Genomic DNA, 26,292 nt, shown 5'->3' with positions numbered 1-26,292 from the left:
AATGGGGAAAAGGGAGTCAACAAAGCCATCCCCCTTAACGGCGCGAAGCAAACGTCCAGGCGGACGAATACTACTTGTTGGGGAAGGAATAACCTTCGACTGTCACGTGCAGTACCACGACGCGGGGATCCGCGGCATCGGCCACGACACGGTAGGCCTCGTCAATTTCGACGACGGCAACGCCGCCGGCGGGAATCGTCACGGTCTCCCCCGTACCCTCAAAGCGCTCGCGATCATCGATATCGCTGTAGGCGCGCGTACAGGTAAGATCGGCCTTGGAAGCCACCTCAACGGTCAGATTGCCGTCGAGCGGGGCGAGCACGGCATGGTAGCGACGGTGACCGACCAGATCGGCAGTAGCCGCCTCGTGGGCGTTCACCCACCAATACACCAGCGAGTCGCCGATAGAGTACGCCACATCGTGCTGCAGTTCAGAAACGCCGTCGAGTGCCTGACCGGTACGCATCCACTTCTTGACGGACTTCATCTGGGCGTCGAAATCGGCACGCGAGTTAAAGATATGCATGACTTATGCCTCCTTAATGGGTGCCAGCGCCTGAGCCAGATCGGCAGACGTCAGCGGTCGCAGGGACACCTCAAAGCTGAAGCTCTCAAAACGGGTGCGATAGGAATCGAGCACCTCGGAACCCCAAGAGTTCGAGCCAAGGCCGAGCAGCTGGTCGTTGATGTTGACCGTAACCGTTTCGCCCGGGACAAGATCGTAGACATGCTTGGCGTTATCGATAGCCTCGCAGCTATAGGGCCATGCGGAGAACGAGAACGGATTGGAAGCGGCGTCGCTCGGACGCGTCACGACCAGACCGTCACCGTGGCTGGAGCGCAGGGCGACCCAGCGGGTACCCTCGCGGTTGGCGCAGTCCTGGGGCATAACGTAGGGCGTGAACATGTCGTCGACCGTAGTGCGGTAATGACCGACCGGGTTGGCGCGCAGCGAGTCCGGATAGTTCTCGCCCGGGCCGTGGCCATACCACTCGACGGCACGATCACAACCGGGAACCTCAAAGGAGATGCCGATGCGCGGGATGATATCCGAGTAATCGCCGTAGGGCTCGCCGGAAACCTTGAGGTCGACGCGACCGCTCGGAAGCACGGTGTAGACAAGCTCGACGCGCATGCCGAACGCGCGGACGGGAGGAGCAATACGTTGGCTCACGGTAACGACGACCGCATTGCCGTCCTGCTTCCAAGAAACCTTGCGGGTGGACGTCTGCATTACATCAATGAAGTTGTCCTTCCACAGGGAGTCGTACTCCTGGGCGTGGTTGTCGACGAGCGGATGCCAAAAACCAACCTGGGGACCAGAGGCCATGACGTCACGGCCGGATGCCTTCCACTTGCTCACGGTGCCGTTTACCTTGCTGAAGGTCAGCTCGCCGTTGAGGGAGTGAATGCGAATCTCCTGCTCAGTCTCCTCGACCGTAAGCTCAGGACGAGTGGGAGCCGCGATGGCCGGCGCCGGATGGTTTGCGATGGCAAACTGGCTTGCGCCCAGTTGGAACATCGGCTCGCACCAGACGTGAGCGGCCATGGTGTAGGCGCGCACGGTCAGCAGGGTCTCGCCTACCGCGGCCTCGCGAATCACCAGCGGAAGCTTGACGGACGCGCCGGGGGCAACCGCGCCGGGCATGAGCGTCTTGCGGCAGACCACGTCGCCGTCCACCAGGGTCTCGGCCGACAGGCAGACATCCTCGAGAGTGGTGAACCAACGCTTGTTGGTGACGGTCAGCTCGCCCGCCTCGGCATCGTAGGCCATGCGAACCGGGCAGATGACCTGACCATACTCAGTGAGGCCCGGGCTCGGCTGCTGCCAGGGGAACACCATGCCGTCGATGCAGAAGTTGCTGTTGTTGGGGTAGTCGCCGTTGTCGCCGCCATACATGTCGTAGGCAACGCCGTCCTCGGTCACAGCAGCCAAGCCGTGGTCGCACCATTCCCAAATGAACTGGCCCTGGATGCAATCCCAGCGATCGAAGACCTCCTGGTACTCGGACAGGCCTCCGGGGCCATTGCCCATGGAGTGACCGTACTCGCAGTTGATGCGCGGCTTGGGGAACGGATGTTCACCAAAGTCGTTCATCTGCGACACGCGGGAGTACATGGTGGAGATAACGTCGACGGTATCGGCGTTGCGGTCCTCCTCGTAGTGGACCGGACGACCATCGAGCTCGTGAGCCTTGGCATACATTGCACGGATGTTGCAGCCATAGCCGCTCTCGTTGCCCATCGACCACATAATGATGCAGGCGTGGTTGCGCTCCTGCATCACCAGGCGCTCAATGCGGTCGACGTAGGCCGGCTCCCATGCCGGGTCGTCGGTGACCAGGGCGATATTGCCGATATTCTCGAAGCCGTGGCTCTCCATATCGGTCTCGGCGACCAGCATGATGCCGTACTCGTCGCACAGCTCGTAGAAGCGCGGGTCGTTGGCGTAGTGGGACGTGCGCACCGCGTTGATGTTGTGCTGCTTCATGAGCTCCAGGTCGCGGCGCATGCGATCGAGGCCCACGGCGCGGCCCTTGTGATCGTCGTGATCGTGGCGGTTGACGCCATGCATCTTAAAGTAAGTGCTGTTGAGGTAGATATGATTGCCCTCGACCGTCACCTCGGCAAGACCCTGGCGATGCGGGACGTACTCGCTCACCTTGTCGCCGTCGTAGACCTCAAACGTAAGGTCGTAGAGGAAGGGGTCCTCGGGATTCCAGAAGTGGGCATCGGTCACGCTGCACTCGGCATGGCCGTCGACGCACTCACCCGTAGCCACCACGTTCTCGCCATCGCTGAGCGTATACACAACGCGGGTAGCGCCCTCGGCCACCGTATCGAGCGTAATCAGAGCGGTATCGCCCTCGCGGTGCGTGCGGAACCTAAAGTCGACCAGGTGCGCGGCGGGACGCTGCACAAGGTACACATCGCGGAAAATGCCCGAGGCCCACCACATATCCTGGTCCTCGATATAGCTGCCATCGCTGTACTGCAGGACCTTGACCGCAAACAGGTTGTCGCCCTCGACGAGCGCGTCGGTCACGTCGAACTCGGCAGACAGGCGCGAGCCCTTGGTCATGCCGATAAACTGGCCGTTGACGTACAGCTCGCCATAGCTCTCGATGCCGTCGAAGCGAATGATCTCGCGAGCGCCGGCGGGAACAGCGGGAAGATTGACGATGCGCTGGTAGACGCCCGTGGGGTCGTCGGAGGGAACGAACGGCTGGTCCACCGGGAACGGGAAACCCTCGTCGGTATAGGCAAGATTGCCATAGCCGTCCACCTGCCACAGGTGCGGAACCTCCACGTGATCCCACTCGGGCTTGTACGTGGAGAGTTCCTCGTTGGAGACGGCAGCGGGGCCCTCAAAGAGGCGGAACTGCCACGAGCCGGACAGCTGGACAAACCCGCGCGACAGCTCGCGGCTGTACGTTGCAGCGAGATCGGCGGTCTCATAACCCATAAAGTACGCATGGGGTGCCAGGCGGTTCCTATGGGTGAGCGCTTGGTTTTCCCAATCGTTAATGGTGTCCATGGTGATGCTCCTTCGTCATCGTAGTGATTCTTGTGCAACCGGTTGTCCTTATCTTACGGGCGATGCAAAAAACTGTGCAACCGGTTGTCCGCTGAACGGTCGATTTGGTCGGGTTAACGGTGCAACCGGTTGTACAACCGCGACACTTATGTCACCCTGAGTATCGAAACTCAGCGCAAGACATCGTTCTCAAGCTCGTAGGCAACCTCCACGCCCGCTGATATCTCACCCACACGAGACGTATTCGATTCCGGCTTGGTTGCAAAACGACACCGGTCACCGGATATCATGAACGCTGTTCAGGCGCACTATAGTAAGCTGTATCCGCACTAGCCCGTATCAGTGACAACATCGACCGCATTTTCCAGGAGACGCCATGACCCAACCAGTTCGCACCGCACCTACGCTTGCCGAGGTTGCCGCAGCTGCCGGCGTGTCGCGCTCCACGGCATCGCGTGCCCTCAACGATTCGCCCCGCATTAGCGAGGAAACCAAAAAGCGCGTCCGCGCGGCGGCCAAGGAAGTCAATTTTGTCCCCAACGCTCGTGGCCGAGCGCTCGCTGTCGGGCGCACGGAAATCATCGCCGTGCTCGTGACCGAGCCTCTGAGTGAACTCTTCAGCGACCCCACCTATAGCGAGTTTTTGAGCGGCATTACCGAGGAACTGTCGGAGTCGTCCTATCTGCCCGTTATCTTGCAGGCGTCTTCTACGCATGAGCGCAACCGCGCACGCGAGCACTTTGAGCGCCGCTCGTTCGACGCCGTGATCGACGTCTCTCCCTACAAAGGCAGTGAGCTGCTCGAGGTGCTGCGCGAGCTGGGCGTACCCACCGTGTTGTGCGGCCAGCTCGAGGGCCACCCCTATCGCGATGTGTTCTCGACGGTCTACTCTGACGATGAAGAGGGCGGACATTTTGCGGCACTCGCCATGAAGGATCGCGGGCGCAAAGATATCGTCGCCGTGTTGGGACCGCAAGACAACCCCGCTGTTGTCGACCGCCTGCGCGGCTACCGCGCCGTCTTGGGCGAAGACCTCCCAGACGCAAACGTTATCTATACCGGCTGGAACAGCGGAGACGGCTATCAGGCCATGCACCAGATCCTCGCGCGCGAGATTACTTTCGATGGCGTGCTCTGCGGATCGGACCGTATCGCGGCTGGCGTCATCACCGCGCTCAACGAGGCAGGCCTATCCGTTCCTGCGGACGTTTCTGTCGTCGGCTTCGACGATCACGAGATTGCGGCGCGCTGCGTCCCCGCGCTCACGACCGTCCGCCAGCCCCTGCGCGAAGAAGGACACATGGCCGCCAACATTGCGCTCGACATGATCAAGGGTGCCGAGCCCACCACCTCCGTGATGCACACGCAGCTGATCCAGAGAGACTCGCTATAAGAAAATGGGGCAGGCTTTCCGCCGGACAGTTGTTGCGGAAAGCCTGCCCCGTTTTGAGCGCTCATTCTGGGACACAGTTTCCGTTAGACAGCTCAACCGGAAACTGTGCCCCATTATTTTGCCGAATTCTGGGTCGCGCTTTCCCAGAGGACCCCCTTTGGGAAAGCGCGACCCGTTTTGGACGCAAATTCCGGGTCGCAGTTTCCGCGGCGGCCGGTCATCCCATACCCTCGCAACATCGGCGCATAAAAAAACGAGGGAAGGCACGTGTCCTTCCCTCGTTGCGGGCAATATGTAGCCGCTTGCCTACATCAGGCGCAGGCTGACGTCCTTGAGCTGGGCGCCGCTAACGGCACTCGGGGCGCCCGACATAAGGTCGGAGCCGCTGGCCGTCTTGGGAAACGCCATGACGTCGCGGATGGAGTCGGAACCGGTGAGCAGCATGCACACGCGGTCCAGGCCCAGAGCGAAACCGCCCATCGGGGGCGCACCAAACTTGAGGGCCTCCATGAGGAAGCCAAACTGAGACTCGGCGCGCTCCTCGGTAAAGCCCAGGAGCTTGAGCATGGACATCTGCATCTCGGCGTTGTGGATACGCATACCGCCACCGCCGGCCTCAAAGCCGTCCATGACAAAGTCGTAGGTGCACGAACCGGCCGCCAGCGGATCGGCCTCGATCTTGGCGATGTCGGTCTCGGTCGGCAGGGTAAAGGGCTGATGCTCGGCAGCATAGGCCTTGCGGTCCTCGTCCCAATGGAACAGCGGGAAATTGACGACCCACAGGAAGTCGTGGCCCTCGCGCTTGATCTCGAGCGCGTTAGCCATGTGGGAACGCATGCCGCCCAGGATCTCGTCGGAGAGCAGGCGCGGGCCGGCGGCAAACATCACAAGGTCGCCGGGCTCGACGTCCATGCGCTCGCGCAGAGCCGCCATCTCCTCGTCCGAGAAGAACTTGACGATGGGGCTGTTGATGGAGCCGTCCTCGCGGAAGGCGATCCAGGCCAGGCCCTTGGCGCCAAACGTGGAGGCCACGCCAGCGAGCTTATCGATCTTGGCACGTGCCCAGGCACCGGCGCCCTTGGCGTTGATGGCCTTGACGACAGAACCCTCCTCGTTTGCGGCAGTCGCAAAGACCTTGAACTTGGAGTTGGCAAAGATGTCGGTCAGGTCGACCAGGTGCATGCCATAGCGGGTATCGGGCTTGTCGGAGCCATAGGTGTCCATGGCTTCCCAGTAGTTCATGCGACGCAGCGGCGTGGGCATCTCGACGCCCATGCGGCCGAAGGCATCGGCAAGAACCTCTTCGAGCGCGCTCATAACGTCGTTCTGGTCCACGAAGGACATCTCGATATCGACCTGGGTGAACTCGGGCTGACGGTCGGCACGCAAGTCCTCGTCGCGGAAGCACTTGGCAACCTGGTAGTAGCGCTCGACGCCACCGACCATGAGCAGCTGCTTCAGGAGCTGCGGGGACTGCGGCAGGGCGTAGAAGTTGCCCGGCTGAATACGGCTGGGAACGATGAAGTCGCGGGCGCCCTCGGGCGTGGACTTAAACAGGGAGGGCGTCTCGACCTCCATGAACTCACGGTTGTGCAGCGCCTCGCGAATGGCAAAGGTAAAGTCGGAGCGCAGCTTGAGGTTGGCCATCATCTCGGGACGGCGGAGGTCCAGATAGCGATAGCGCAGGCGGGTGTCCTCGCTGGTCTCGATGCCGTCCTCGATCTGGAACGGCGGGGTGACGGACGTGTTGAGCACCTCGGCGTGGTCGGTCAGGACCTCGATCTCGCCGGTCGCGAGCTTGGTGTTGGTGGTCTCCTCGCCACGAGCGCGCACGACGCCGTGAATCTTGATGGGCCACTCGGGACGCATGGTCTCGGCGATCTTAAAGGCATCGCCGTCGGAGTGCTCGGGGTCGAAAGTGAGCTGCGTGATGCCCTCGCGGTCGCGAAGGTCGCAGAAGATAAGGCCGCCGTGGTCGCGGCGACGGCTCACCCAACCGGTGAGGGTGACCTCTTCGCCCACGTTCTCGAAGCGAAGCTCGCCGCAGGTACGGGTGTGCATGGAATGCTCGTCAATGGGACGGGTCTGGCTCATACCAGTGATCCTCCTTTATGGATCTGTGCCGCCCCGTGTCGTTCCGGGCGGCGTCGTACAGATTTGCCCAGCCTGCGTAAACCGCGCAGCCAGACATGGCGTTCTATCTTATCGCACCTGTGTCGATGTGCCGCGAAAAAGCAACTCTTGCCCAAAGACTTGACGGAGACGAAACAATTGACGCACCGTGGCCGTCGCCGACGCGCGCCACGTGCGACAATGTGCCCCAATACAACTGCACTCGGAAAGGCCCGCCATGACTGCACGCCTCATCGTTATGGATATCGACTCCACGCTCATCAACCAGGAGGTCATCGACCTGTTGGGCGAGGAAGCCGGCGTGGGCGAGCAAGTGGCGAAGATCACCGAATGCGCCATGCGCGGCGAGCTCGACTTTAAGCAGGCGCTCGAGGAACGCGTGGGGCTGCTTGCCGGCTTGGACGAGAGTGTGTTCGAGCGCACCTTCGAGCGCGTGACGTTTACCCCCGGCGCGCTGGAGCTTGTGCGCTCGGCGCACAGCAAGGGCTGGAAGGTCGGCGTGGTAAGCGGCGGCTTTCACGAGGTCGCCGATAAGATCGTGGCCGCCGCGGGCATCGACTTTTGCCTCGCTAACCGTCTGGAGGTCGTGGACGGCAAGCTCACCGGCAAGCTGGCGGCAGACATTGTGACCAAAGAGTCCAAGCTCATCCAGCTGCTGGATTGGGCGGTTGAGTGCGGTGTCGATATGGCCCATACCGTCGCGATCGGCGACGGCGCCAACGACATCCCCATGATTCAGGCCGCGGGCACGGGCATCGCATTTTGCGCCAAGCCCAAGACGCGCGAAGCCGCCCCATTTGCCATCGACGAGCGCAACCTGATGCTCGCCATGGACATCATCCTGCGTGACTAGCCGATCCGTCTAACAATTGAATCAGTCTGTCCTATAGTTTCCGAACAATTTTGTCTTAGTGTTCGGAAACATACCCTTTGAGTGCTAGACTTTGCGCCGTCGAAGGGAACATAGATGGATAAGCAAGATCTAGAGCAGCTACTGAGCGATGTTGCCGGCGGATCAGTCACCCCTGCCGACGCCCTCACGCGCATCCAGACGGCGCCAACCGCCGATTTGGGCTTTGCACAGCTCGATCTTTCACGCGGGGTACGCCAGGGAGCCGGCGAGGTTGTCTACGGTGCCGGTAAAACCGCCGAGCAGATCGCCGCCATTATCGAAGCGCTGCGCGATGCCGGTCAGGAGCGCATCCTGGTCACGCGCCTGGATGCCGAAAAAGCCACGCACACCGCTGAGCTTCTCGGCAACGACATCGACCTGGGGTATGTCCCGGACGCCCAGCTCGCCCTCGTGGGCGGCAAGCCCTCCCCTACCGGCAACGGACGCATCGTTGTCGCCTGCGCCGGCACGAGCGACCTGCCCGTCGCCGAAGAAGCCGCGTTGACGGCCGAGTTCTATGGCAACGAGGTCGACCGCCTCTACGACGTAGGCGTCGCCGGCCTGCACCGCCTGCTCGCGCATGCCGAGGAACTCGCCCAGGCACAGGTGGTCATTGCCATCGCCGGCATGGAGGGCGCGTTGGCGAGCGTTATCGGCGGTCTGGTGAGCTGTCCGGTCATCGCCGTTCCCACCAGCGTGGGCTACGGCGCAAGTTTTGGTGGCGTAGCCGCGCTGCTCGCCATGCTCAACTCCTGCGCCAGCGGCGTTTCAGTCGTCAACATCGACAACGGCTTCGGCGCCGCCTACCAGGCAAGTCTTATCAATCATCTGGGCGCCGGCACACCTCGCGCCCGTTAAGGAGCATTTCATGTCCAACCATCAGCACACGCTTATCATCGACGGCACCTCGGGCATCAGCGGCGACATGACCGTCGCGGCCCTGCTCGACCTGGGCGCCAGCGAGGAGCACCTGCGCGAACAGCTCGCCACGCTGCCGGTCGACGGCTTTGAGATTGCCGTCACGCGTGCAAACAAGCATGGCATCGACGCCTGCGATTTCGACGTCCAGCTTGCAGAGGAGCTCGAGAACCACGATCACGATATGGCCTGGCTCTACGGCAACGAAGCAACTGCCGAGCACACGCACGAGCATGAGCACCACCATCATGACCATAGCGAGCACGAACACGAGCACTGCCACGAGCATGACCATGAGGCCCATGGCCATGGCCACGAGGACCACCATCACGCCCACCACCATCACCACCGTTCTTTGGCGGACGTCACCGCCATCATCGATGGCTCGCAGCTAAGCGATGGCGCCAAGCGTCGCGCCCTCGCCATTTTTTCCGTACTCGCCGCGGCCGAGGCCAAGGCTCACGGCAAAACGCCCGAGACCGTCATGTTCCACGAGGTGGGCGCCGTCGACTCCATCGTCGACGTCTGCTCTGTCGCCATCTGCCTCGATGACCTGGGTATCGAGGACATTGTCGTCGAGTCGCTCTCCGAGGGTCACGGCACCATCCACTGTGCCCACGGCCTTATGCCCATCCCGGTGCCCGCCGTCGTCAACCTATGCCAAGCAGGCAATATCGCCCTCACGCCCGCACCGGTCGCCGGCGAGCTCGTGACGCCCACGGGCGCCGCCATCGTCGCCGCACTGCGCACGTCCGAGCACCTACCGGCCCGCTACCGCATCGAGGCCGTCGGCTACGGCGCCGGTAAGCGCCCCTACGAGGGTTGCTCCGGCACGCTCCGTTGTCTGCTCGTTCACGTGGATGCATAGCCATGGATGCCCGCAAAGAAAAAAGCCGCGCTGCCATCGTTGCGGCGTTCTCCGAGCTGCTACGCGAAGTGGACTACGGCAAGATTACCGTCGGCGACATCATCGCGCGCGCTCACGTAGGCCGCGCGACATTCTACGGCCTCTTTAAGAGCAAAGACGACCTACTGTCCGAGCTCGTGAGCGACATCTGCACCCACGCCCTCGACGACGATGGCACACCGCTCGACGACCCACTCGTGCAGGTCGAGCATATCCTCAACAACCTCTGGGAGCGCCGCCAGGGCGTTCGAGCCCTCGTAGCCGGCGCCGGCTCCCGCGTCTTCGCCGACTGCTTACGCAAGACCATCATGTCACGAGCAGCCGAAACCGTCCCCGCCGACCCCACAGGCCCCGCTGGCACCATGGACCGCAGTTTCTTACTACACCACATAGCCTCAAGCTTCGTAGGAATGGTCCAATGGTGGGCCTGGCACAACTTCCAAGCAGATAAGGCCGACGTAGCCAAAGACTACCTCTCAGCCATAAAACCCCTCTTCAACTAACTAAGTAAGCCTCTCATCCCAAAGCACCGCCCCACCCCAAGGCACCACGCATCCCAAAGTGCCACTCGCACCTCAAAGCGCCTAACAACAAAGTGCCCACCACATCCAAATTCAGATATATATGTTGGTTGCTTGTTCGAACGCAACTGGATTCCCGCAGGGTCCGGCATAGGTTAACTTTCCGCCGCACTCCGCAGGACGCAAGAAGCTCCCGCCGCACGAAGTGCGCAGCGGGAGCTTCTTGCATGTCCGAGGACGCGGCGGAAAGTTAACCTATGCCGGACCCGGGCGTTATATCAATTGTCTTGGACTAGAACATGCCCAAGAAACCATGCACAAACAGTGCGGCCAGAGCGGCACCGACAAACGGCGCGATGCCAGGAACGAGCAGGCCGTACTTCCAGTTGTTGTCAGCCTTGTTCTTGATCGGCAGCACCTGATAGGCCATGCGAGGACCAAGGTCACGAGCCTGGTTCATGGCGAAGCCGGTGATGCCGCCCATGCCCATGCCAACAGCCCAAACGATCAGACCGACGCAGATAGCGAGCATCAGAACGTTCTCGCCGGCGCGGTTAGCGGCAGCAAGGATGGCGCTAATGAACACGAAGGTGCAGATAGCCTCGCAGAAGAAGTTGCGGGCATAGTTGGTGCCCTCGGTGGTGGGGTTGGTCGAGAAGATGTTGCGCTGAGCAATGGGATCGATGACACCATCGGAAGCCTTGAACTCATCGGCATACATAAGCCACGCGATCACGGCACCCGCAAAGCCGCCGAGCATATCGGCAATCATGAAGGGGATGCAGCTGCTCCACGGCACCAGGCCGACGATGCACTGGGCAAGCACCATGGCGGGGTTCATGCACACGGCGCCGCCAAAGATAAACAGAGCAACCGAGATGCCAAAAGACCAGGTGGTGATGGCAAACATGTGGCCGGAGCCCTGATACTTGGTGCCCTTAAGCACGGTATCGCAGTGCACGCCCACGCCAAAGATGATCATGAGGGCCGTTGCGCCGAATTCGCAGAGGAGTTTGGTAAGCATAAAACCTTATCTTTCTTGTCGGTTATAAACGATTCGTTTAGGCCGCGTACTAGTGCTGAGCGACGACAACGCCCAGGCCATCGGGAATGACGGCCACCTTGGCATCGGCACCCTTCATCTCAAAGGCGAGCTTGAGCGCCTCATCGAGGGTGTTGACCGGCGTCATGTGCATATCCTTGATCATCTGGTGATCGCACAGGTCGGTGACCATGATCACAGGGTGATGCGCCAGGATGCGGGCAAAGATCTGGCTCGTCCACTGGTCGGGCAGGGTCTCGTCCTTAGGACGGTCGATGCAGGCACGCTCAAACTCCGCCGGATCGTTGTCGGCGATGTTGTGATAGAAGCCCTCGCCACCGTGACCGTCGGCACAGCCGGCGACGTCGATGATCACACCGCCCTCGGGAAGCGTAGCCTCGGCAGAGCACATGCCCTTCACGGCCTGGTAGATGTTCTGGTCGAGCGGGTAGCCGCCGTTAGTGGTGATGGCAATCTCGCACTCAACGGGCTCAACGCCGGCAAGGCTCTTCACGAACTCACAGCCGGCCTCGTGCGCCTTGTGAATGTCGCCGGCAAAGGAGCCGATGACCTCGTGCTTGCCGTCGAGCACCACGTTAAGCACAAAGGCAAGGTGAGCCATCTCGGCAGCGGCAAACATGTCCTCGCTCACGTGGTTGTGGCACAGGTTGCCGGCACGCGAGTGGGAATCATTCACAAACTGACCGTTGTGGTTGTACATGATGGTCTTGTAGCTGGCGATGCCAGGCAGGACGGACTTGCGGCTACCAGAGAAACCGGCAAAGAAGTGCGGCTCAATAAAGCCCTCGGCAAGCAGCAGATCACAATCGGCGGCAATCTTGTTGATGATGCACTCGCCACCAGAAGGCAGGGTGCCAATCTTTTTCATCATGCTGTCGTCAGTCGCGACGTGCATAACGATTTCCTCGTTGGCAACAATCTCCTCGCCATACTTGTTGACGAGTTCCTCGTGCGTCGACGGACGGTGCATACCCGTAGCAACCAAAATACGCACTCGAGCCTCGGGCGCAGCGGAATGGATGTGATGCAGCAGAATAGGCATCGTCACACGCGAGGGAACGGGGCGAGTATGATCGGAGCTAATAATGACGATATCCTTCTTGCCAGCACAAAGCTCCTCGAGCGAAGGCGAACCATAAGGGTTGGCAAGCGACTCCTCTACCAGCTCTTCCTGCGATTTCGTGGTCTTAAACTCGTTTTGATGACCTTCCATCACACCCGCGAAATTCTTATCCTCGAGCTCCAGATGCAACGTCTTGTGGTCAAACGGTAGTTCACATTCAAACAATGACGAGCGCCCTCTTCCTTTCAACTGACACACTAGATAAACCGTTGGAAGGATACGCCGCTCACCGAAAAACACCACCGTCCACCGACTCATTAACACAACGTTCATATTTGACCCACAACAAAACGGCCGCGACCCCAAACGGGACCGCAGCCGTCACAGCTGTAAGGCGAGAAGCACCAAATGCATCTCAATCCCGATCGATAAGACGCGAGGCGCGAAGCGCCAAACGCGCCGCCGGGACAAACCCCATCCAAAACGCGCGAAGCGCGCCAGCTTTTCCCAGCCAGTAATCCGCCGAAGACCGGACATCGCAGGGCCCGCCATTAGTTTACTTTTAGGCACACTCCGCAGGACGCAAGAAGCCCTCGCCGCACGAAGTGCGCAGCGAGGGCTTCTTGCATGTCCGAGGACGTGCCTAAAAGTAAACTGATGGCGGGCCCGGACGACTACAGGGCTATCGATTACCCCGTGTTCTGCAGTCCTGCCGAGACGCCGGTCACAGTCGAAAGAATCAGGCTCATGTACTCGGCCTTCTTCTCCTCGGCCATCTCGTCCTGGTTCATACGCACCTCGCGAAGGGCGCGGACCTGGGCGATGGACAGAGCGTCGACATAGGGGTTACGCACGCGGACGGCGCAACCGAGCACGCGGCGGCGCTGCAGCGGCCACTCATCACCGACGATGGCAAGGACCCACTTACGGGTGAGCTGCATCTCGGTAAAGACCTTCTCGGACAGATCCTGGCGATCGCCCAGGTGCAGATACATCTTGGCGATGCGCTGATCGGTCTTAGCGATCGACATCTCGATGTTGTCGATGAACGTGCGGAAGAACGGCCACTCCTGGTAGGCAGCCTTGAGCTGGTCAAGATCGCCAAGCTGCTCGCAGGCGGTGCCCAGACCGTACCAAGCGGCCAGGTTAATGCGCGCCTGGCTCCAGCTGAAGATCCACGGGATGGTACGCAGGTCGTCGAGCGACTTGGCACCCAAGCCGCGCTTGGCGGGACGCGAGCCGATCGGCAGCAAGCCGACCTCGGTCAGCGGCGTCACGGTCGAGAACCACGGTGTAAAGTCCTCGGTGTTCAGCAGGTCCAGATAGCGCTCGTGGCTTGCGGCGTTGAGCTTCTCGGCCATATCCCAGAACTTCTGCGTGGTCTCGGTGTTGGTCTTCTCGACACTCGGGGCCGACTGCAAAAGCGTTGCGGCGGCAACGGACTCAACATGGCGCTGAGCCAGCGTGCGGTTGCCGTAACGGGCAAAGATGACCTCGCCCTGCTCGGTGAGCTTAAAGAAGCAGTTGACCGAACCCTTGGGCTGCGCCAGCACGGCCTTGTTGGCCGGGCCGCCACCACGGCCCACGGCACCGCCGCGACCGTGCATGAGCACCAGGTCGATATCGTTCTTCTCTGCCCACTTGGCGATGCGCTCCTGCGCAGAATGCAGCGCGAGCATGGCCGTGGTAGGACCGGCGTCCTTGGAGGAGTCGGAATAGCCCAGCATAACCTCCATGCGGCGGTTGGTCTGAGCAAGGCGCTTCTGTACCACGGGCAGCGTGAGCATCTGGTCGAGCACGTCGACGCAGCCCTCGAGGTCCTCGAGCTGCTCGAACAGCGGGATCACGTCGAGCTCGGGGACATCCTCCTCGTGCGCAAAGGACAGGTGGGCAAGCTCAAAGACATCGGCCACATGCTGGGCGCTCTTAGTGAACGAGATGATGTAGCGGTGCGCCATCTTCTTGCCGTAGCGCTTTTGGATGGAACCGATAGCGCGGAAGGTATCGATGACCTCGCGCGTCATGGGCTGCAGATCGCCATGGATACCGTTCTCGTGGATATCCTTAAGGGCGCGGGCATGCACCACGGAGTGCTGACGGAACTCCATCTCGACCATATGGAAGCCGAAGGACTCGACCTGCCAGATGATGGTCTGGACCGGGCCGTAGGCAGCACGGACGGCACCGCAGGCGGCCAGCGAGCGCTGGACGACGCGCAGGTCCTCCAGGAACTCATCGGCGCTGTGGTACATGGTGTCGGTGATACGGCGCACGGTGGCGTTCAGGCGGTCGGCCATGACGAGCATGACGGCGCGATGCGGCTCGTGCTCGGAGATCAGCTCGGCGCGGGCCGTGTACCGAGGGCTCATCTCGACCTGATGGTTCCACAGGTTGATGAGCTCGGCAGACGGCTTGCTGTAGGTGGCCTCGAGCGTGAGGTTGCGGCCAATGTGGCGGCACTTGTCCTCGAGTTTGAGCACCATGTGAGTGAAGTACTTGGCGGCGACCTCACGGCTCACCTTGGCGGTGACGTTGGGGTTACCGTCGCGGTCGGAACCGATCCAGCTGCCGGGATGGAAGAACGCCGGGCACAGCGGCGGCACGGTACCGGCCTTGTCGCCCAGCACCCAGTCGTCAAAGCGACGATAGATGACGGGGATGACGTCGAACAGCGTGTTATCGAAGATGTCGATGATGGTATCGGCTTCCTCGACCGGCGTGGGCTTCTTGAGCGCGATGGGGCTCGTACGCACCAGGGCGTCGATCTCCTGCAGCATATGGCGCTCGTTCTCCACCAGGTCGGAGCCGCCCAGACGCGGACGCTCCTCCAGCAGGTTAGAGATACGGCGAATCTTGCCCTCGACGGCCTTACGACGGGCCTCGGTGGGATGCGCGGTAAAGACGGGGTGGAACTCGAGCTTGCCGAGCAGCTCGTTGGCGCCCTCGACGCCCAGCTCATTCACCAGCTGGTGATAGGCGACGGTGAGCTCGTTGGCGGGATCGACCTCGGTATCGGTCGACGCACCGGCCTCGCGCTCGCGCAGCTGCGCCACACGGTAGTTCTCCTCCGACAGGTTTGCCAGATGGAAGAAACTCGTAAAGGCGCGGACAATGACCTGCTGCTTATCGAGCGGCAGGCTGTCGATCAGATCGACGACCTCACGAAATGCCACGGCGGTGGGCTCGTCGGCGGTGGGCACGCCCTGCTCGTCGACGGCCTCGTCGGCAGCGCGGGTACCGGGGTTGCCGGCATTGACCACAATCTCGGCCGACAGGATCTTGTCGAACAGGTCCGCGATCTCGGGATCATACTCGCTAAGCACACGACGCTCCAGGCGCAGGAACAGCGCCAGATTATCGCGCAGCTCCTCGGGGATCTCGATCTCGGCGAGACGCTCCCTGGACTCGGCATTCGAGCCGATTCGGTTAACGAGGCGGTTGACCACGGCAGCGACGCGCGCCGCGGCTTCGGGTACAGACTGGTTGCTTAGGTTCTCAGCCACGTTTCCTCCCATTCCTCCTTCTATGCACGTAACATGCGATATTCATTATAGGCACTCGGCAAAAACTTTCGGCGCTGATTGCGCTTTACCACACAAAAGTATTTTCTGCATTGCAAGGGTTTTGCCCTAAATGGTCGTATTTCTCGGTGGGCGGCATACGCAAACGGGGGCGTTCCGCATAAAAGCGAAACACCCCCGTAACAATCGCTCGCCGCGAGCGGGACATGTTAGCGGGTCCGCAGCTCAAAAAGATGCGCTACAGGCGCTCGCGAACCGCCTCGACGACGTTGGCCAGATCGGCAAGGACCTCGTCATGGCTCTGCATGTTGCGCACCTTGACCTTGCCGGCGGCAAGCTCGTCGCCGCCCAGGACCAGGATGAGCTTGGCGCCTACCTTATCGGCCTGCTTAAACTGAGCCTTGAGCGAACGGCCCTGATAGTCGGCCTCGGTCACGATACCTGCGGCGCGAAGCTCCTGCGTAATGGCAAAGACGTTCTGGCGCAGTTCCTTGCCGGCATTGGCGACATAGACGCACGGGGCCTCATCGGCACCCAAATCGCTGCCAAAGGCCTGCAGGGCCAGCAGGGCGCGCTCAAAACCGACGGCAAAGCCGACGCCTGCCGTGGGCTTACCACCCTCGAGCTCGACCAGGCCGTCGTAGCGACCACCGCCGCCGATGGAGCCGACGCCGGCGCCGGGAGCCTCGACCTCAAAGACGGTACGGGTGTAGTAGTCCAGACCACGCACCAGGGTGGGGTCCTCGACATACTCGATACCGGCGGCATCCAGATAGCGCTTGACCTGCTCGTAGTGCTCTCGGCACTCATCGCACAGGTTGTCGCCCATCAGCGGAGCCTCGGCCATGATCTCGCGGCAGTGGTCGTTCTTGCAGTCGAAGGCACGCAGCGGGTTGAGCTCGGCGCGCTCGCGGCACTCGTCGCACATCTCGTCGGCGTGATCGAGGATGAACTGCTTGACCTGCTCGCGATAGGCCGGACGACACTGGGCGTCACCCATCGAGTTGATGAGCAGGCGGAGCTTGGACAGATCGAAGCCCAGGCGCTTGTAGAACTCCATGAGCATGATGATGCACTCGGCGTCGGCAGCCGGATCGGGAGCGCCGAGCCACTCGATGCCCACCTGGTGGAACTGGCGCAGACGGCCCTTCTGGGGACGCTCGCCACGGAACATGGCCTCGGCGTAATAGGCCTTAAACGGCGTGGAACCCTGGGGCACCAGGTTGTTCTCCACGACGGCGCGCACCACACCGGCCGTGCCCTCGGGACGAAGGGCCAGGCGCTGTTTGGGCTTAAGCTTGGTGTCGGTGCCCTCGGTAAAGACGCGCTCCAGGTTGGCACCGCTGAACACGCGGAACATTTCCTTGCGCACGACGTCGGTCGACTGGCCGATACCGTGGACAAACACATCCACCTGCTCGATCGCGGGCGTCTCGATAGGCTTAAAGCCAAACGGCTCGAACACGCCGGCCGCAATCTGCTGCATCTTTTGCCAGGCGCGCATCTCGGCGCCGATAAGGTCGCGGGTTCCCTCCGCCTTCTGTGCCTGCATGGGCAAACACCTTTCTTTTGTATCGCGTCATAGGTAACAGTCATTATACGGCACAAACACAAACCGCGGCGGCGCGTCTGACCGAACGAGGGTATGGGGACTCGTTCGGCCAGACGCGCCGCCGCGGCAGCCGATCCCTTTTCCTCCGTCCCCTTCGGATCACGTGATCTGTTGGGGACGGAGGAAAAGGGATCATTTCGTAGGCCCGTGGCCGCCTTGGAAACCGAATGATGGTACGAGCATCCATTCGGCTTCCAAGGCGGCCACGGACAGAACGGAGCGAACAGAAAAGAGCGACGGACGTCTACTCCCCCGCCACGCTCGCGCGCAGCTTGGCGGCGATGGGCTCCGAGGCCAGCAGGAACACGAGCATGACCACGGAGCACGCCAGGCACACAATCCAGGTGCTCGCAAAGGAGCCCGAGACGGCAAAGAGCACATAGACCTGCCAAAGCTCACCCACAAAGCTCATGCCCGCGAGCACCGTCGAGGTGGCGATAACGGTGAGCGAGCCCAATACGCGGCCACTCACCTTATCGGCAACATGACCGATAACGAGCGAACCCACGACACTCACCACGGTGGAGATAGCGTTGGAGATGTTGTACTGGGCAAGCGTAATCCCGAGGTTGCTGACGATCAGCGGCTGGAACAGGCTCATGCAGTTGACGAAAATCGTGTAGCACGTGGCCATGATCACGAAGCCGGAGGCCACAACAAGCCAACCGGGGAAGAATTTATGCTGCTGGGACATACTGTTCCTTTTAAACAAACGAATAGCAAGATTGGGTGCTACCGGTGGTCGGCGATATAGCCCAAAGCGACGGCGGTATAGGCCGCGGCGCCGAGAGGAAGCTCGGCATCGTTAAAACGTGCCTTGGGATGGTGCTGGGCAAAGTGTTCGTCCGTGTCGGTTACGGCCGCGCCCACGGTAAAGTACGCACTCGGAATCTCGCTCGAGATAAGCGCAAAGTCCTCACTCGCCATGGCATGGAAAAGCGGCAAGAAAGCCACCTTGGGCAGCACTGCGCCCACGTAGCCAAGCGACGCCTGAGTCATATCGCTGTCGAGTACAAGCGGCGGAACATCCGAAAGCGTCTCGATGGTCGCCGGCGTACGATATGTTGCGGCAACGCCGTTAACGACCTCCGCGATGCGGGTCTTTAGGTGCTCCATGAGCTCAACATCAAAGCCGCGCAGCGTTCCCTCAAGCACGCAGGTGTCGGGGATGACGTTGGCCGCTTGGCCACCGGCAAACTTACCCACGGTCAGTGCGACCTCCTTGGCCGCCGGCACTTCGCGAGCAATGAGCTCCTGAAGCGCCAGGTGCACATGGACGCCGGCCGTGATGGGGTCGATGCAGATCTCGGGGCTCGAGCCATGTCCGCCCTTGCCCTGCAGCGTGATGCGGAAACCGTACACGCCCGAAAGCGCCGGGCTCCCATAGAGCACCAGGCCGAGCGGCGATTGGCTGTTAACATGCATGGCAAAAGCCGCCTGAGGACGCGGGTTCTCGAGCAAGCCGTCGGCGATGGCAGCGCGTGCCCCCTCAAAGGTCTCCTCGCCCGGCTGGAACAGCAGTTTGACGGTAGCGTTGGCGTCGACAAGCTCGGCCTCGCGGGCCTTGAGCAAGCGCGCCGCACCAAGCAGCGCCGTCGCGTGCATATCGTGACCGCAAGCATGCATGCAGCCGTTCGTAGAGGCGAAAGGCTCGCCCGACTCTTCGGCAACGGGCAGGGCATCCATGTCGCCACGCAGCATAATGACCGTTCCAGCCTGTTCGTCCGTGCAGACGCCATTGCCCTGGGCCGCGGTGGCACCGGCACCGACAAGGCCCACAACACAGGAACCATCGACAAGCGTGGCAAACGGGATGTCCATCTCGGCCAGGCGCGCTTGGATATACGCAGAGGTCTGCGGGAGGTCGTTACCAAGTTCGGGCGTCCGATGCAGATCGTGACGCCATGCGGCAAGCTCATCGGCAAAAGTTTGAGCCTCTTTGACCAGACTGTCGCCAATGGCGGCTTGCGCCGCCGCGGTGGCCTTGGGCGCTGATTGCGGTTGAAGATCGGACAGTGCTGGTGCCATAGATGCCCTCCAGTAACGTTTTTGCAGCAAGCACTTTGATAGCGTAAAGTGCAAGGTACTACTTTAAGGGCGACGCATAAAAAATGCCGCCCCGGGAGGCGGCGCAACAAATTGTTTACAATTGCGGGCGCGGCTTTCGACGCAAAAAATCGAAATGCGTCTCGCTCAAGATAATCGAAAGAAAGATGAGCGCGAAGCCGGCGAGCAGGCGCGAGGTGAGCGCCTCCCCCATCAGCAGCACCGAGAACAGCACACCCGAAGGCGACTCCATCGAAAGGAGCAGCGAGCCCGTCGAGGCCGGGACATGCGCCAGGCCGACGTTTTGGATGAGCAGAGCCACACATGTGCAGCCCACCGAGAGAAACGCCATCACACTGATAAAGCTCGGCGTCCAAGCGGACAGCGGCGCTTGGGTCTCGAATAGCAGCGACGAGATCAGGCTCAGCACGCCGTTGCCCACAAACATCCAAAACGTGATGACGTTGATGTCCATCTTGCGGCCATACTTGGCGGTCACCGCCATCTGGATGGCAAAGAAGACCGCACCGCCCAGTGTGATGACATCGCCGACATTGAACTCGACGCTATCGAGCGCCACCAGACCAATGCCCGCCAGGCACAGCAACGCGGCGCCCAAGTTGTAACGGGTAAGCTTTTCGCCGCTTAGAACGTAGCTCGCAAACGGAACCAAGATGCAGTACGTGCCCGTCAAAAATGCACTCTTGCCTGCCGTGGTCTGTGCCAGGCCGATCGTCTGCAAACCGTAGGCACCCCACATGAGCGCGCCCATGCCAAGTCCAACAATCAGGTTTCGAGCGTTGAAATGGGCAACAATGCGCTCGTGGAAGATGGCAAGCATGACCAACGACGCCGGAAGAAAACGAATGTAGAGCAGCTCGAACACCGGAATGGTATCGAGCGCATCCTTCATGGTGGTGAAGGAATAGCCCCAGATGACCGCCACCGAAAGCAGCAAGACCTTCCAGAACAGCGGCGAGCGCGCACCGGCACCGCGAGAGGCACCGCCGGCACCTAGGTCTTCGCGGGCTACAGGGCTATCGGGCATATTCTCGATTTCGTTGGCAGCGTATTGGGCCATGGAACATCCTCACACTCAATCTGGGCGTGGTGTCCGCACGCGTATGGCTGCGTGCCGCCTCATGGTCAAATAAAAACGGGGCGCACCGGACCCCCGGCACGCCCCGCTACTGTAGCAACAACCAGCGTTGCATCGCAATCCAGCATAATAAAGTGTCAAACTGGAAGACCTCGATGTTCCGACGGCGTTTACGTGGCTGAACTAGATCAACTTAGTTGATTCCAGCTTTTCGATGATCCAGTCGTTGGCTTTGATGACCGGGCGGCGGAAGACGACGCCCAGGGCCAGCGACGGAATCAGATAGCTCGCCAGAATGCCTAGCTCAATCCAATACTCCATATGGTAGGCACCGGCCATAGCGGCGTGCATGGCGTTGATGCCGTGAGTAAACGGCAGGAACGGATAGATCGCCTGGAACACGGGGCCGGTCATCTCGATGGGGAACGTGCCGCCCGAACCGCCGACCTGCATGACCAGCAGCACGACGGCGAGCGCCTTGCCGATATCGCCAAACGAAACCGTAAGCGTGTAGACGATATTAGAGAACACGAGGCTCGCGACCCAGCCCGCCAGCACAAACTGCAGCGGGTCGTCGCACTGGATGCCAAAGAACAGGATGTCGCCCGCACACACGAGCGTTGCCTGCAGCAGGGCCAGACCGCCAAAGAACAGGTAGCGGCCCAGGTAGATCTCGTGCAGGCGCACGGGGATGAGCTCGTTGATAAGCTCATCGTCAACCGAGACCTTCATCATGGCCGCCAGCACAATCGAGCCCACCCAGAGCGACAGAATCGTGTAGAACGGTGCCATGGCCGAACCGTAGTTGCGGATCGGATAGACCGGCTTGCGATCGAGCGCGACGGGGCCGGAAAGCGACACGGCCAGACCCTCGGGATCATTGCCGATCATCGTCTTGATCGTAGCGAGGTCATCCGACATCAAGGCGCCGTCGAGCTCGTCCTTAAACGCACTGATCTTGTCCGACGCCTCGCCCAGCTGATCAGAAGCCTTGTTGACCAGCTTTGCAGCCTTGGAGAGGCCCTTTGCCAGCGAACCGGATGCGTCGGTCAGGCCGTCTACGGCGCTATCCAGATCGCCCGAGATACCATCGAGCGAGTCTAGAATGCCCGAGACGGTCTTCTTGAGCTCCTTGGCCTTAACCGAGAACGTGGAATCGTAATCGGATTTGGCGCCCGCGATGCCGGCCTTGGCATCGGCGATGGCCTGATCGACCTCGGCACGCGACTTATTAACCTCTGCCATGCTGTCAGAGAGAGACTTCGCGGTGGCCGTCAAGTCCTTGGCGTTGTTGCGATACTCCACAGCAATCCTGCTCAGCGATGTTGCCACAGACTTGAGGCTGTCCTGGAGTTTTTCGTCAGTCACCTGATCGGCAAAGCTGCGGAGCTGGTCGGCCGTGGCGTCGATATCGTCGGCACGCGTGTTGAGCGCCGCCGCGGCATCGTTGAGCTGGGACACTGTAAGGTAGACATGTTGATTCGCGGCATCAAATGCCTTCGCAAGCTCGGCGGACACGTTGTCAAACGAGCCCGCGCTTCCGTCAATCGCGGCATTGATGGCGTCGTTGGCGTCCTTCAGCGCTTCCTTGGAATCGCTAATACCGCTCTTGACATGCTCCATCAGCTGCTTCGTTGACTCATCGACCGTGCCCGTCTGCTTGAGCATGCCGCTCGCCGACGTCAGCGAATCGGACGTGGAGCTCAAAATGCCCGCCAGCGACGAAGCATTTGCCCGAACGTCTCGCAGGTCCTCAATCGAATCGCCGAGCGTCGAGGACAGGTTGGCGATAAAGTTACCCACCTGGTCGGTGCTCATGTAATCGAGCAGGCTGGACACCGTCTTAAGACCGATCGTCGTAATGGTCTCGGTAAAAGTTTTGTTAACCTGGCTCTGGACGGCGCTCGAACCCTTCTCGGTCACGATCTGCGCAATGGCGTTGGCCTTCTGATTCTCGTAGAACTCGATATCGGCATGCTTCACGTCGGTCGAGAAAAGCGTCATCATGTCAGCGCTAAACGTTTTGGGGATAACGACGGCAGCATAGTACGCGCCCGACTTAACGCCCTCGATAGCCTTTTCGCGATTGTTGAGCACAACCCAATCGAAGCTCTCGTTGCCGCGTAGGGTGGCGGTCACGTTTTCGCCCACGTTAACCTCGACGGGGATCAAATCGCTCTCGTAACCCTCATCGGTGTTGACCACGGCGATCTTAAGATTGCCGGTGTTGCCGTACGGATCCCAGCTGCCGGCGATGTTAAACCACGCGTACAGACACGGTACGATAATGAGGCCCATCACGACAACCAAGCCGATCACGGAGCGAGACACGTTTTGGACATCGCGCTTAAACAGATGCAGGATGTTCTTCATTTATGCCTCACCTCCTTTGGAGTGCTTGCCAAGCGCGGTGGTATCTCCATCATTTGTGGCTGTGCTGTCGCTGCCCTGAGATTTATGGTGCGAGCCGATATGCGGCAAGCGGCCCGTGGACTGATCGCCGCCCTTGGCACCACGCTCGCTGGCGTTGAGGCCAAACATGTGGCGGGCGGCAGGAATGGCGGCCGTGTGTTCGCGCATCTCGCGACGCAGGTCCTCATCCGAAAGCGCCGAGATGCGCATCTGGGTATTGAGGCTCGCTCGGATATATTCGATATTGATAAGCCAGCCGCAGATGGCAATAACCGAGATGATCCAAATGACAAGCAGGATGATCTTGCCGTTATTGTCGATATCGAGAACCGTCGACAGGACAAAGAGCAGGACCTGAACGCCCACCACGGCGGCAAAACCGCCCTTGATGTAGTACGGGTAGCGATGTTCAAAGGCGACCGCATGATCGAGCAGTTCGCGACGGTACGAATCGGAATCGAGCATGACGCGCATGGCCGTGCGCAGCGAGTAGCGCTGGCGCGGCAGGTCGTTGGACTCGCAAATCATCATACCGGTCGTGGAGAGCTGTTTATCAAAGAGCAGGTTAAGGTTGAGCAGCAGCGGACGCAGCTGCAGGCCGATAAAGAGCGCCACGATCAAGAACACGCCCAGAATGCACAGGTTAAACAGGTAGTTAAACGAGTACATGCCGCCGACCGTCTCGCGCAGCAGATTGATGCCGTAGGTAAAGGGCAGCAGTGGGTGCAGCCACTGGAAGAAGCCAGGCATCATCTCGATGGGGTACATGCCCGATGAACCCGGAATCTGCACGATGACGAGAATGACGCCGATAGCCTTGCCGATATGCTTAAACGTGGTGGACAGCGCATAGATGATATTGACGTAGGTGAACGAAATGGCGATGCCGCCCAGCACGAACAGCAGCGGGCTGACGCACTGTACGCCAATTACCAGATCACCCACCGTAACGATGATGGCCTGCAACGCGCCCAGGATCACCATGAGCAACCAGCGGCCAAAGTAGCCTTGGCGCGCCGTAAAGCTGCCAACACCTTCACGGTCGACCTCGAGCTTGTAGATGGCGATGAGCACATAGCCGCCCACCCAAAGCGCCAGATTGGTGTAGAAGGGAGCGATGCCCGAGCCAAAGCTCTTGACCGGATAGATCGACTTGGACGTCAGCTCGACCGGAGAGGCCATGAAATCTGCCACGTCATTGACATCGACGCCCATAAGGTCGGCGAGCTCGCCCATAGACTCAGAGGTCTGCAGCGCCGCGATGTCATTGGCTGCGGTCGCAAGCTTGTCCTGGACCTTGGCAAGCGAGGAATCGGTCTGGGACAGCGTGGTCTTGGCCTGGCCGAGCGTAGCGTTAAGCTGCGAAAGCGTACCGCGCGCGCTTGCAATCGTGGGCGTGAGGCCAGATACGATACCCGTCAAATCACCCGAGACGGCGGCAAAGGAATCAAGCGCGCTCGAGGCCTTCGGCAGCGCGTTTTGGCCCAAGTCCGTCTGGGCTTGGCCAAGGTTGGTCGCACCGGTATGAATTGCGTTATTGATAGCGTCACTGGCACCCGAAACAGCCGCTGCGTCATTCGCCATGGCGCTCGACTGCGCGGACAGACCGTCCTTGATGCTCTGAAGCTTTTCATTCTGCTCTCGAAGCAAATCGATGGTCGATACAATGCGCGCGTCAATTTCCTCGGAACCTGTCGACGTGTCATTGGCGAGAATCTCCAAGTGCCCGATAACGGCCTTATTGTGGTCGATCGTCGCTTGAAGAGACTCGAGCGAGTTGTCGATACGGGTGGTCGTAGATGTGACCGCGCCCGTCAGCTTGCCGATGGCAGCGTTCGCAGAGGCCGACGTCTTGGTGAGCGCAAGGCTGCCTTCCGAGAGCGCCTTGGAGAGCGAGGTGATGGAGTTGCCCGCCGTGGTGCGAGCTTCGCTCAGCAGGTCGTTGCCCTGGGAGATCGCCTGCGTCAGCGACGGTGCCTGGCCTTGCAAGCCGGCAAGTGCCGCATCAGCCGAGGCGATAGCGCCACTCGTCTTATCGATGGCGGCATTCATATCGCCAATCGAATCGCGCACCTCGCCCAAGGTGTCGGACGCCTCGGACACCGAACTTGCCAGCGAGTCCTGAGTCTGGGTTGCCTTGTCCTTTAAATCGACACCGGCATCCTTGGCGATACCGGCAACAGTCTTGCCTACCGTAGAGACAAATTCCGAGTTGATCTGCTCCTCGATGGTGTTTGCACCGGTATCGGTAACCTTGGGCGCAATGGCGCTCTTCTTCTCATTGACGTAGTACGTGAGCTTGGGCTGATGGTAGTTGCCGTCGAGCATCGAAACCAGGTTATCCGAGAAGTTCTTGGGAATCACGATAGCGGCATAGTACTCGCCGCTCTCGACGCCCTCCTTGGCATCGGCCGTCGAGTCGACGAACGTCCAGCCCAACTGATGATTCTCCTTGAGCTGGTCGACCACTTTGTCGCCAGCGTTGAGCTCACCCACCAAGTCGTTTTGGGTGCCTCGATCGTTGTTGGCGATAGCAATCTTGATGCCTTGGGTGTTTCCATACGGATCCCAGTTTGCCACGATGTTATACCAGGCATACAGCGAGGGAATAACGCACACGCCTAGGGTAACCACCAGGGCGACGGGGTTCACAAGCAGTCGCTTAATGTCGCGCTTAAATATCGCAAAGGACACCTTTGCATTGGATAGTTTGCTGCCGAGACTCACGCTTGGACCATCCATCCTGTCGTTAAATCGAATCGTACTATCGACAACCATTGTACGTAGGCGCTTTAGCGTCTCAGAGCACAATGGTATTGAGTTTTGCGGGTAGCAATATACTACGAAGATGAGTTAACGTACAGTTGTACAGTATCCTAAATTTCAGCAGGTCACAAAACCACAACCCGCACAAATTAGCAATTCAAATAGTCATCGGGGACGTTCTTAAATGACTAGTCAAACAAGAACGTCCCCAATGACTACTTAGGACCACGGCAACGTCGATGTTTTGGCAATGCCAGCGAGCGGGCGCCAGAGCGAACAAATTGGCATGAAAAGAGGACGGCATAGACCTTCTGGTCATGCCGTCCTCTTTGAATGACAAGTTGTCGCTCTGGCGCCCGCGCAGCGTCGACTGGTCCGCCGTTCGTTAGAACGGCGGAACTGAGGGCA

General features: G+C 60.3%; 17 protein-coding genes. 5 read left to right on the top strand and 12 right to left on the bottom strand.

Features of this window, described 5'->3' with window-relative positions:
* Positions 1–70: 70 nt before the first annotated feature.
* Together AAAV44_RS01870 and AAAV44_RS01865 are read right to left on the bottom strand one after the other, a co-directional pair.
* On the bottom strand, positions 71–526 hold the full coding sequence (locus AAAV44_RS01870; RefSeq protein WP_161145099.1) for a hypothetical protein: 456 nt from the start codon (positions 524–526) through the stop codon (positions 71–73).
* Between the two features lie 3 nt (positions 527–529).
* On the bottom strand, positions 530–3,538 hold the full coding sequence (locus tag AAAV44_RS01865; protein ID WP_349114272.1) for a glycoside hydrolase family 2 TIM barrel-domain containing protein: 3,009 nt from the start codon (positions 3,536–3,538) through the stop codon (positions 530–532).
* A 376-nt stretch (positions 3,539–3,914) separates the two neighbouring features.
* Between AAAV44_RS01865 and AAAV44_RS01860 the strand changes: the two genes are divergently transcribed.
* Positions 3,915–4,931, top strand: coding sequence for a LacI family DNA-binding transcriptional regulator (locus AAAV44_RS01860; protein ID WP_349114270.1), 1,017 nt, complete (start codon positions 3,915–3,917; stop codon positions 4,929–4,931).
* Positions 4,932–5,237: 306 nt separating this feature from the next.
* On the opposite strand, the gene aspS is transcribed toward AAAV44_RS01860, so the two are convergent.
* Positions 5,238–7,025 (bottom strand): aspartate--tRNA ligase, encoded by a 1,788-nt coding sequence (aspS, locus tag AAAV44_RS01855; protein ID WP_117583379.1) that lies wholly within the window; start codon positions 7,023–7,025, stop codon positions 5,238–5,240.
* 256 nt (positions 7,026–7,281) lie between these two features.
* Here aspS and serB point away from each other — a divergent pair, with 256 nt between their 5' ends.
* The 4 genes from serB to AAAV44_RS01835 all read left to right on the top strand — a co-directional run bounded on the left by serB (position 7,282) and on the right by AAAV44_RS01835 (position 10,284).
* Positions 7,282–7,917, top strand: a complete 636-nt coding sequence (gene serB / locus AAAV44_RS01850) for a phosphoserine phosphatase SerB (protein WP_349114268.1) — start codon at positions 7,282–7,284, stop codon at positions 7,915–7,917.
* A gap of 114 nt (positions 7,918–8,031) precedes the next feature.
* Positions 8,032–8,814: a nickel pincer cofactor biosynthesis protein LarB gene (larB, locus tag AAAV44_RS01845; protein ID WP_349114266.1), complete on the top strand. Its 783-nt coding sequence runs from the start codon at positions 8,032–8,034 to the stop codon at positions 8,812–8,814.
* 10 nt (positions 8,815–8,824) lie between these two features.
* Positions 8,825–9,742, top strand: a complete 918-nt coding sequence (locus tag AAAV44_RS01840; protein WP_349114264.1) for a LarC family nickel insertion protein — start codon at positions 8,825–8,827, stop codon at positions 9,740–9,742.
* Between the two features lie 2 nt (positions 9,743–9,744).
* Positions 9,745–10,284, top strand: a complete 540-nt coding sequence (locus AAAV44_RS01835; protein WP_349114262.1) for a TetR/AcrR family transcriptional regulator — start codon at positions 9,745–9,747, stop codon at positions 10,282–10,284.
* 310 nt (positions 10,285–10,594) lie between these two features.
* Here AAAV44_RS01835 and larD read toward each other — a convergent pair whose 3' ends face one another.
* From larD to AAAV44_RS01790, 9 genes are all read right to left on the bottom strand, one after another.
* On the bottom strand, positions 10,595–11,326 hold the full coding sequence (gene larD, locus AAAV44_RS01830) for a D/L-lactic acid transporter LarD (protein ID WP_329738555.1): 732 nt from the start codon (positions 11,324–11,326) through the stop codon (positions 10,595–10,597).
* Between the two features lie 49 nt (positions 11,327–11,375).
* Positions 11,376–12,653 (bottom strand): nickel-dependent lactate racemase, encoded by a 1,278-nt coding sequence (gene larA, locus AAAV44_RS01825; RefSeq protein ID WP_349114260.1) that lies wholly within the window; start codon positions 12,651–12,653, stop codon positions 11,376–11,378.
* Positions 12,654–13,117: 464 nt separating this feature from the next.
* On the bottom strand, positions 13,118–15,850 hold the full coding sequence (locus AAAV44_RS01820; RefSeq protein ID WP_271743141.1) for a phosphoenolpyruvate carboxylase: 2,733 nt from the start codon (positions 15,848–15,850) through the stop codon (positions 13,118–13,120).
* A 337-nt stretch (positions 15,851–16,187) separates the two neighbouring features.
* Positions 16,188–17,501 (bottom strand): histidine--tRNA ligase, encoded by a 1,314-nt coding sequence (gene hisS, locus AAAV44_RS01815; protein WP_349114259.1) that lies wholly within the window; start codon positions 17,499–17,501, stop codon positions 16,188–16,190.
* A 304-nt stretch (positions 17,502–17,805) separates the two neighbouring features.
* Entirely contained in the window at positions 17,806–18,255 is a 450-nt protein-coding gene (locus AAAV44_RS01810) for a hypothetical protein (protein WP_316365174.1), read from the bottom strand.
* A gap of 38 nt (positions 18,256–18,293) precedes the next feature.
* On the bottom strand, positions 18,294–19,589 hold the full coding sequence (locus AAAV44_RS01805) for a M20 family metallopeptidase (protein WP_349114257.1): 1,296 nt from the start codon (positions 19,587–19,589) through the stop codon (positions 18,294–18,296).
* A gap of 115 nt (positions 19,590–19,704) precedes the next feature.
* Entirely contained in the window at positions 19,705–20,688 is a 984-nt protein-coding gene (locus tag AAAV44_RS01800) for a DMT family transporter (protein ID WP_349114255.1), read from the bottom strand.
* 201 nt (positions 20,689–20,889) lie between these two features.
* Positions 20,890–23,079: a YhgE/Pip domain-containing protein gene (locus AAAV44_RS01795; RefSeq protein WP_349114254.1), complete on the bottom strand. Its 2,190-nt coding sequence runs from the start codon at positions 23,077–23,079 to the stop codon at positions 20,890–20,892.
* Positions 23,080–25,845, bottom strand: a complete 2,766-nt coding sequence (locus AAAV44_RS01790; protein ID WP_349114252.1) for a YhgE/Pip domain-containing protein — start codon at positions 25,843–25,845, stop codon at positions 23,080–23,082.
* Between the last annotated feature and the right edge of the window lie 447 nt (positions 25,846–26,292).

Source organism: Collinsella sp. CLA-AP-H1, from assembly GCF_040092945.1.
In the GTDB taxonomy this organism is placed as follows: Bacteria; Actinomycetota; Coriobacteriia; order Coriobacteriales; family Coriobacteriaceae; genus Collinsella.
Note: the sequence above shows the minus strand (reverse complement) of the source record. Positions and strands in the feature narration are given on the sequence as shown.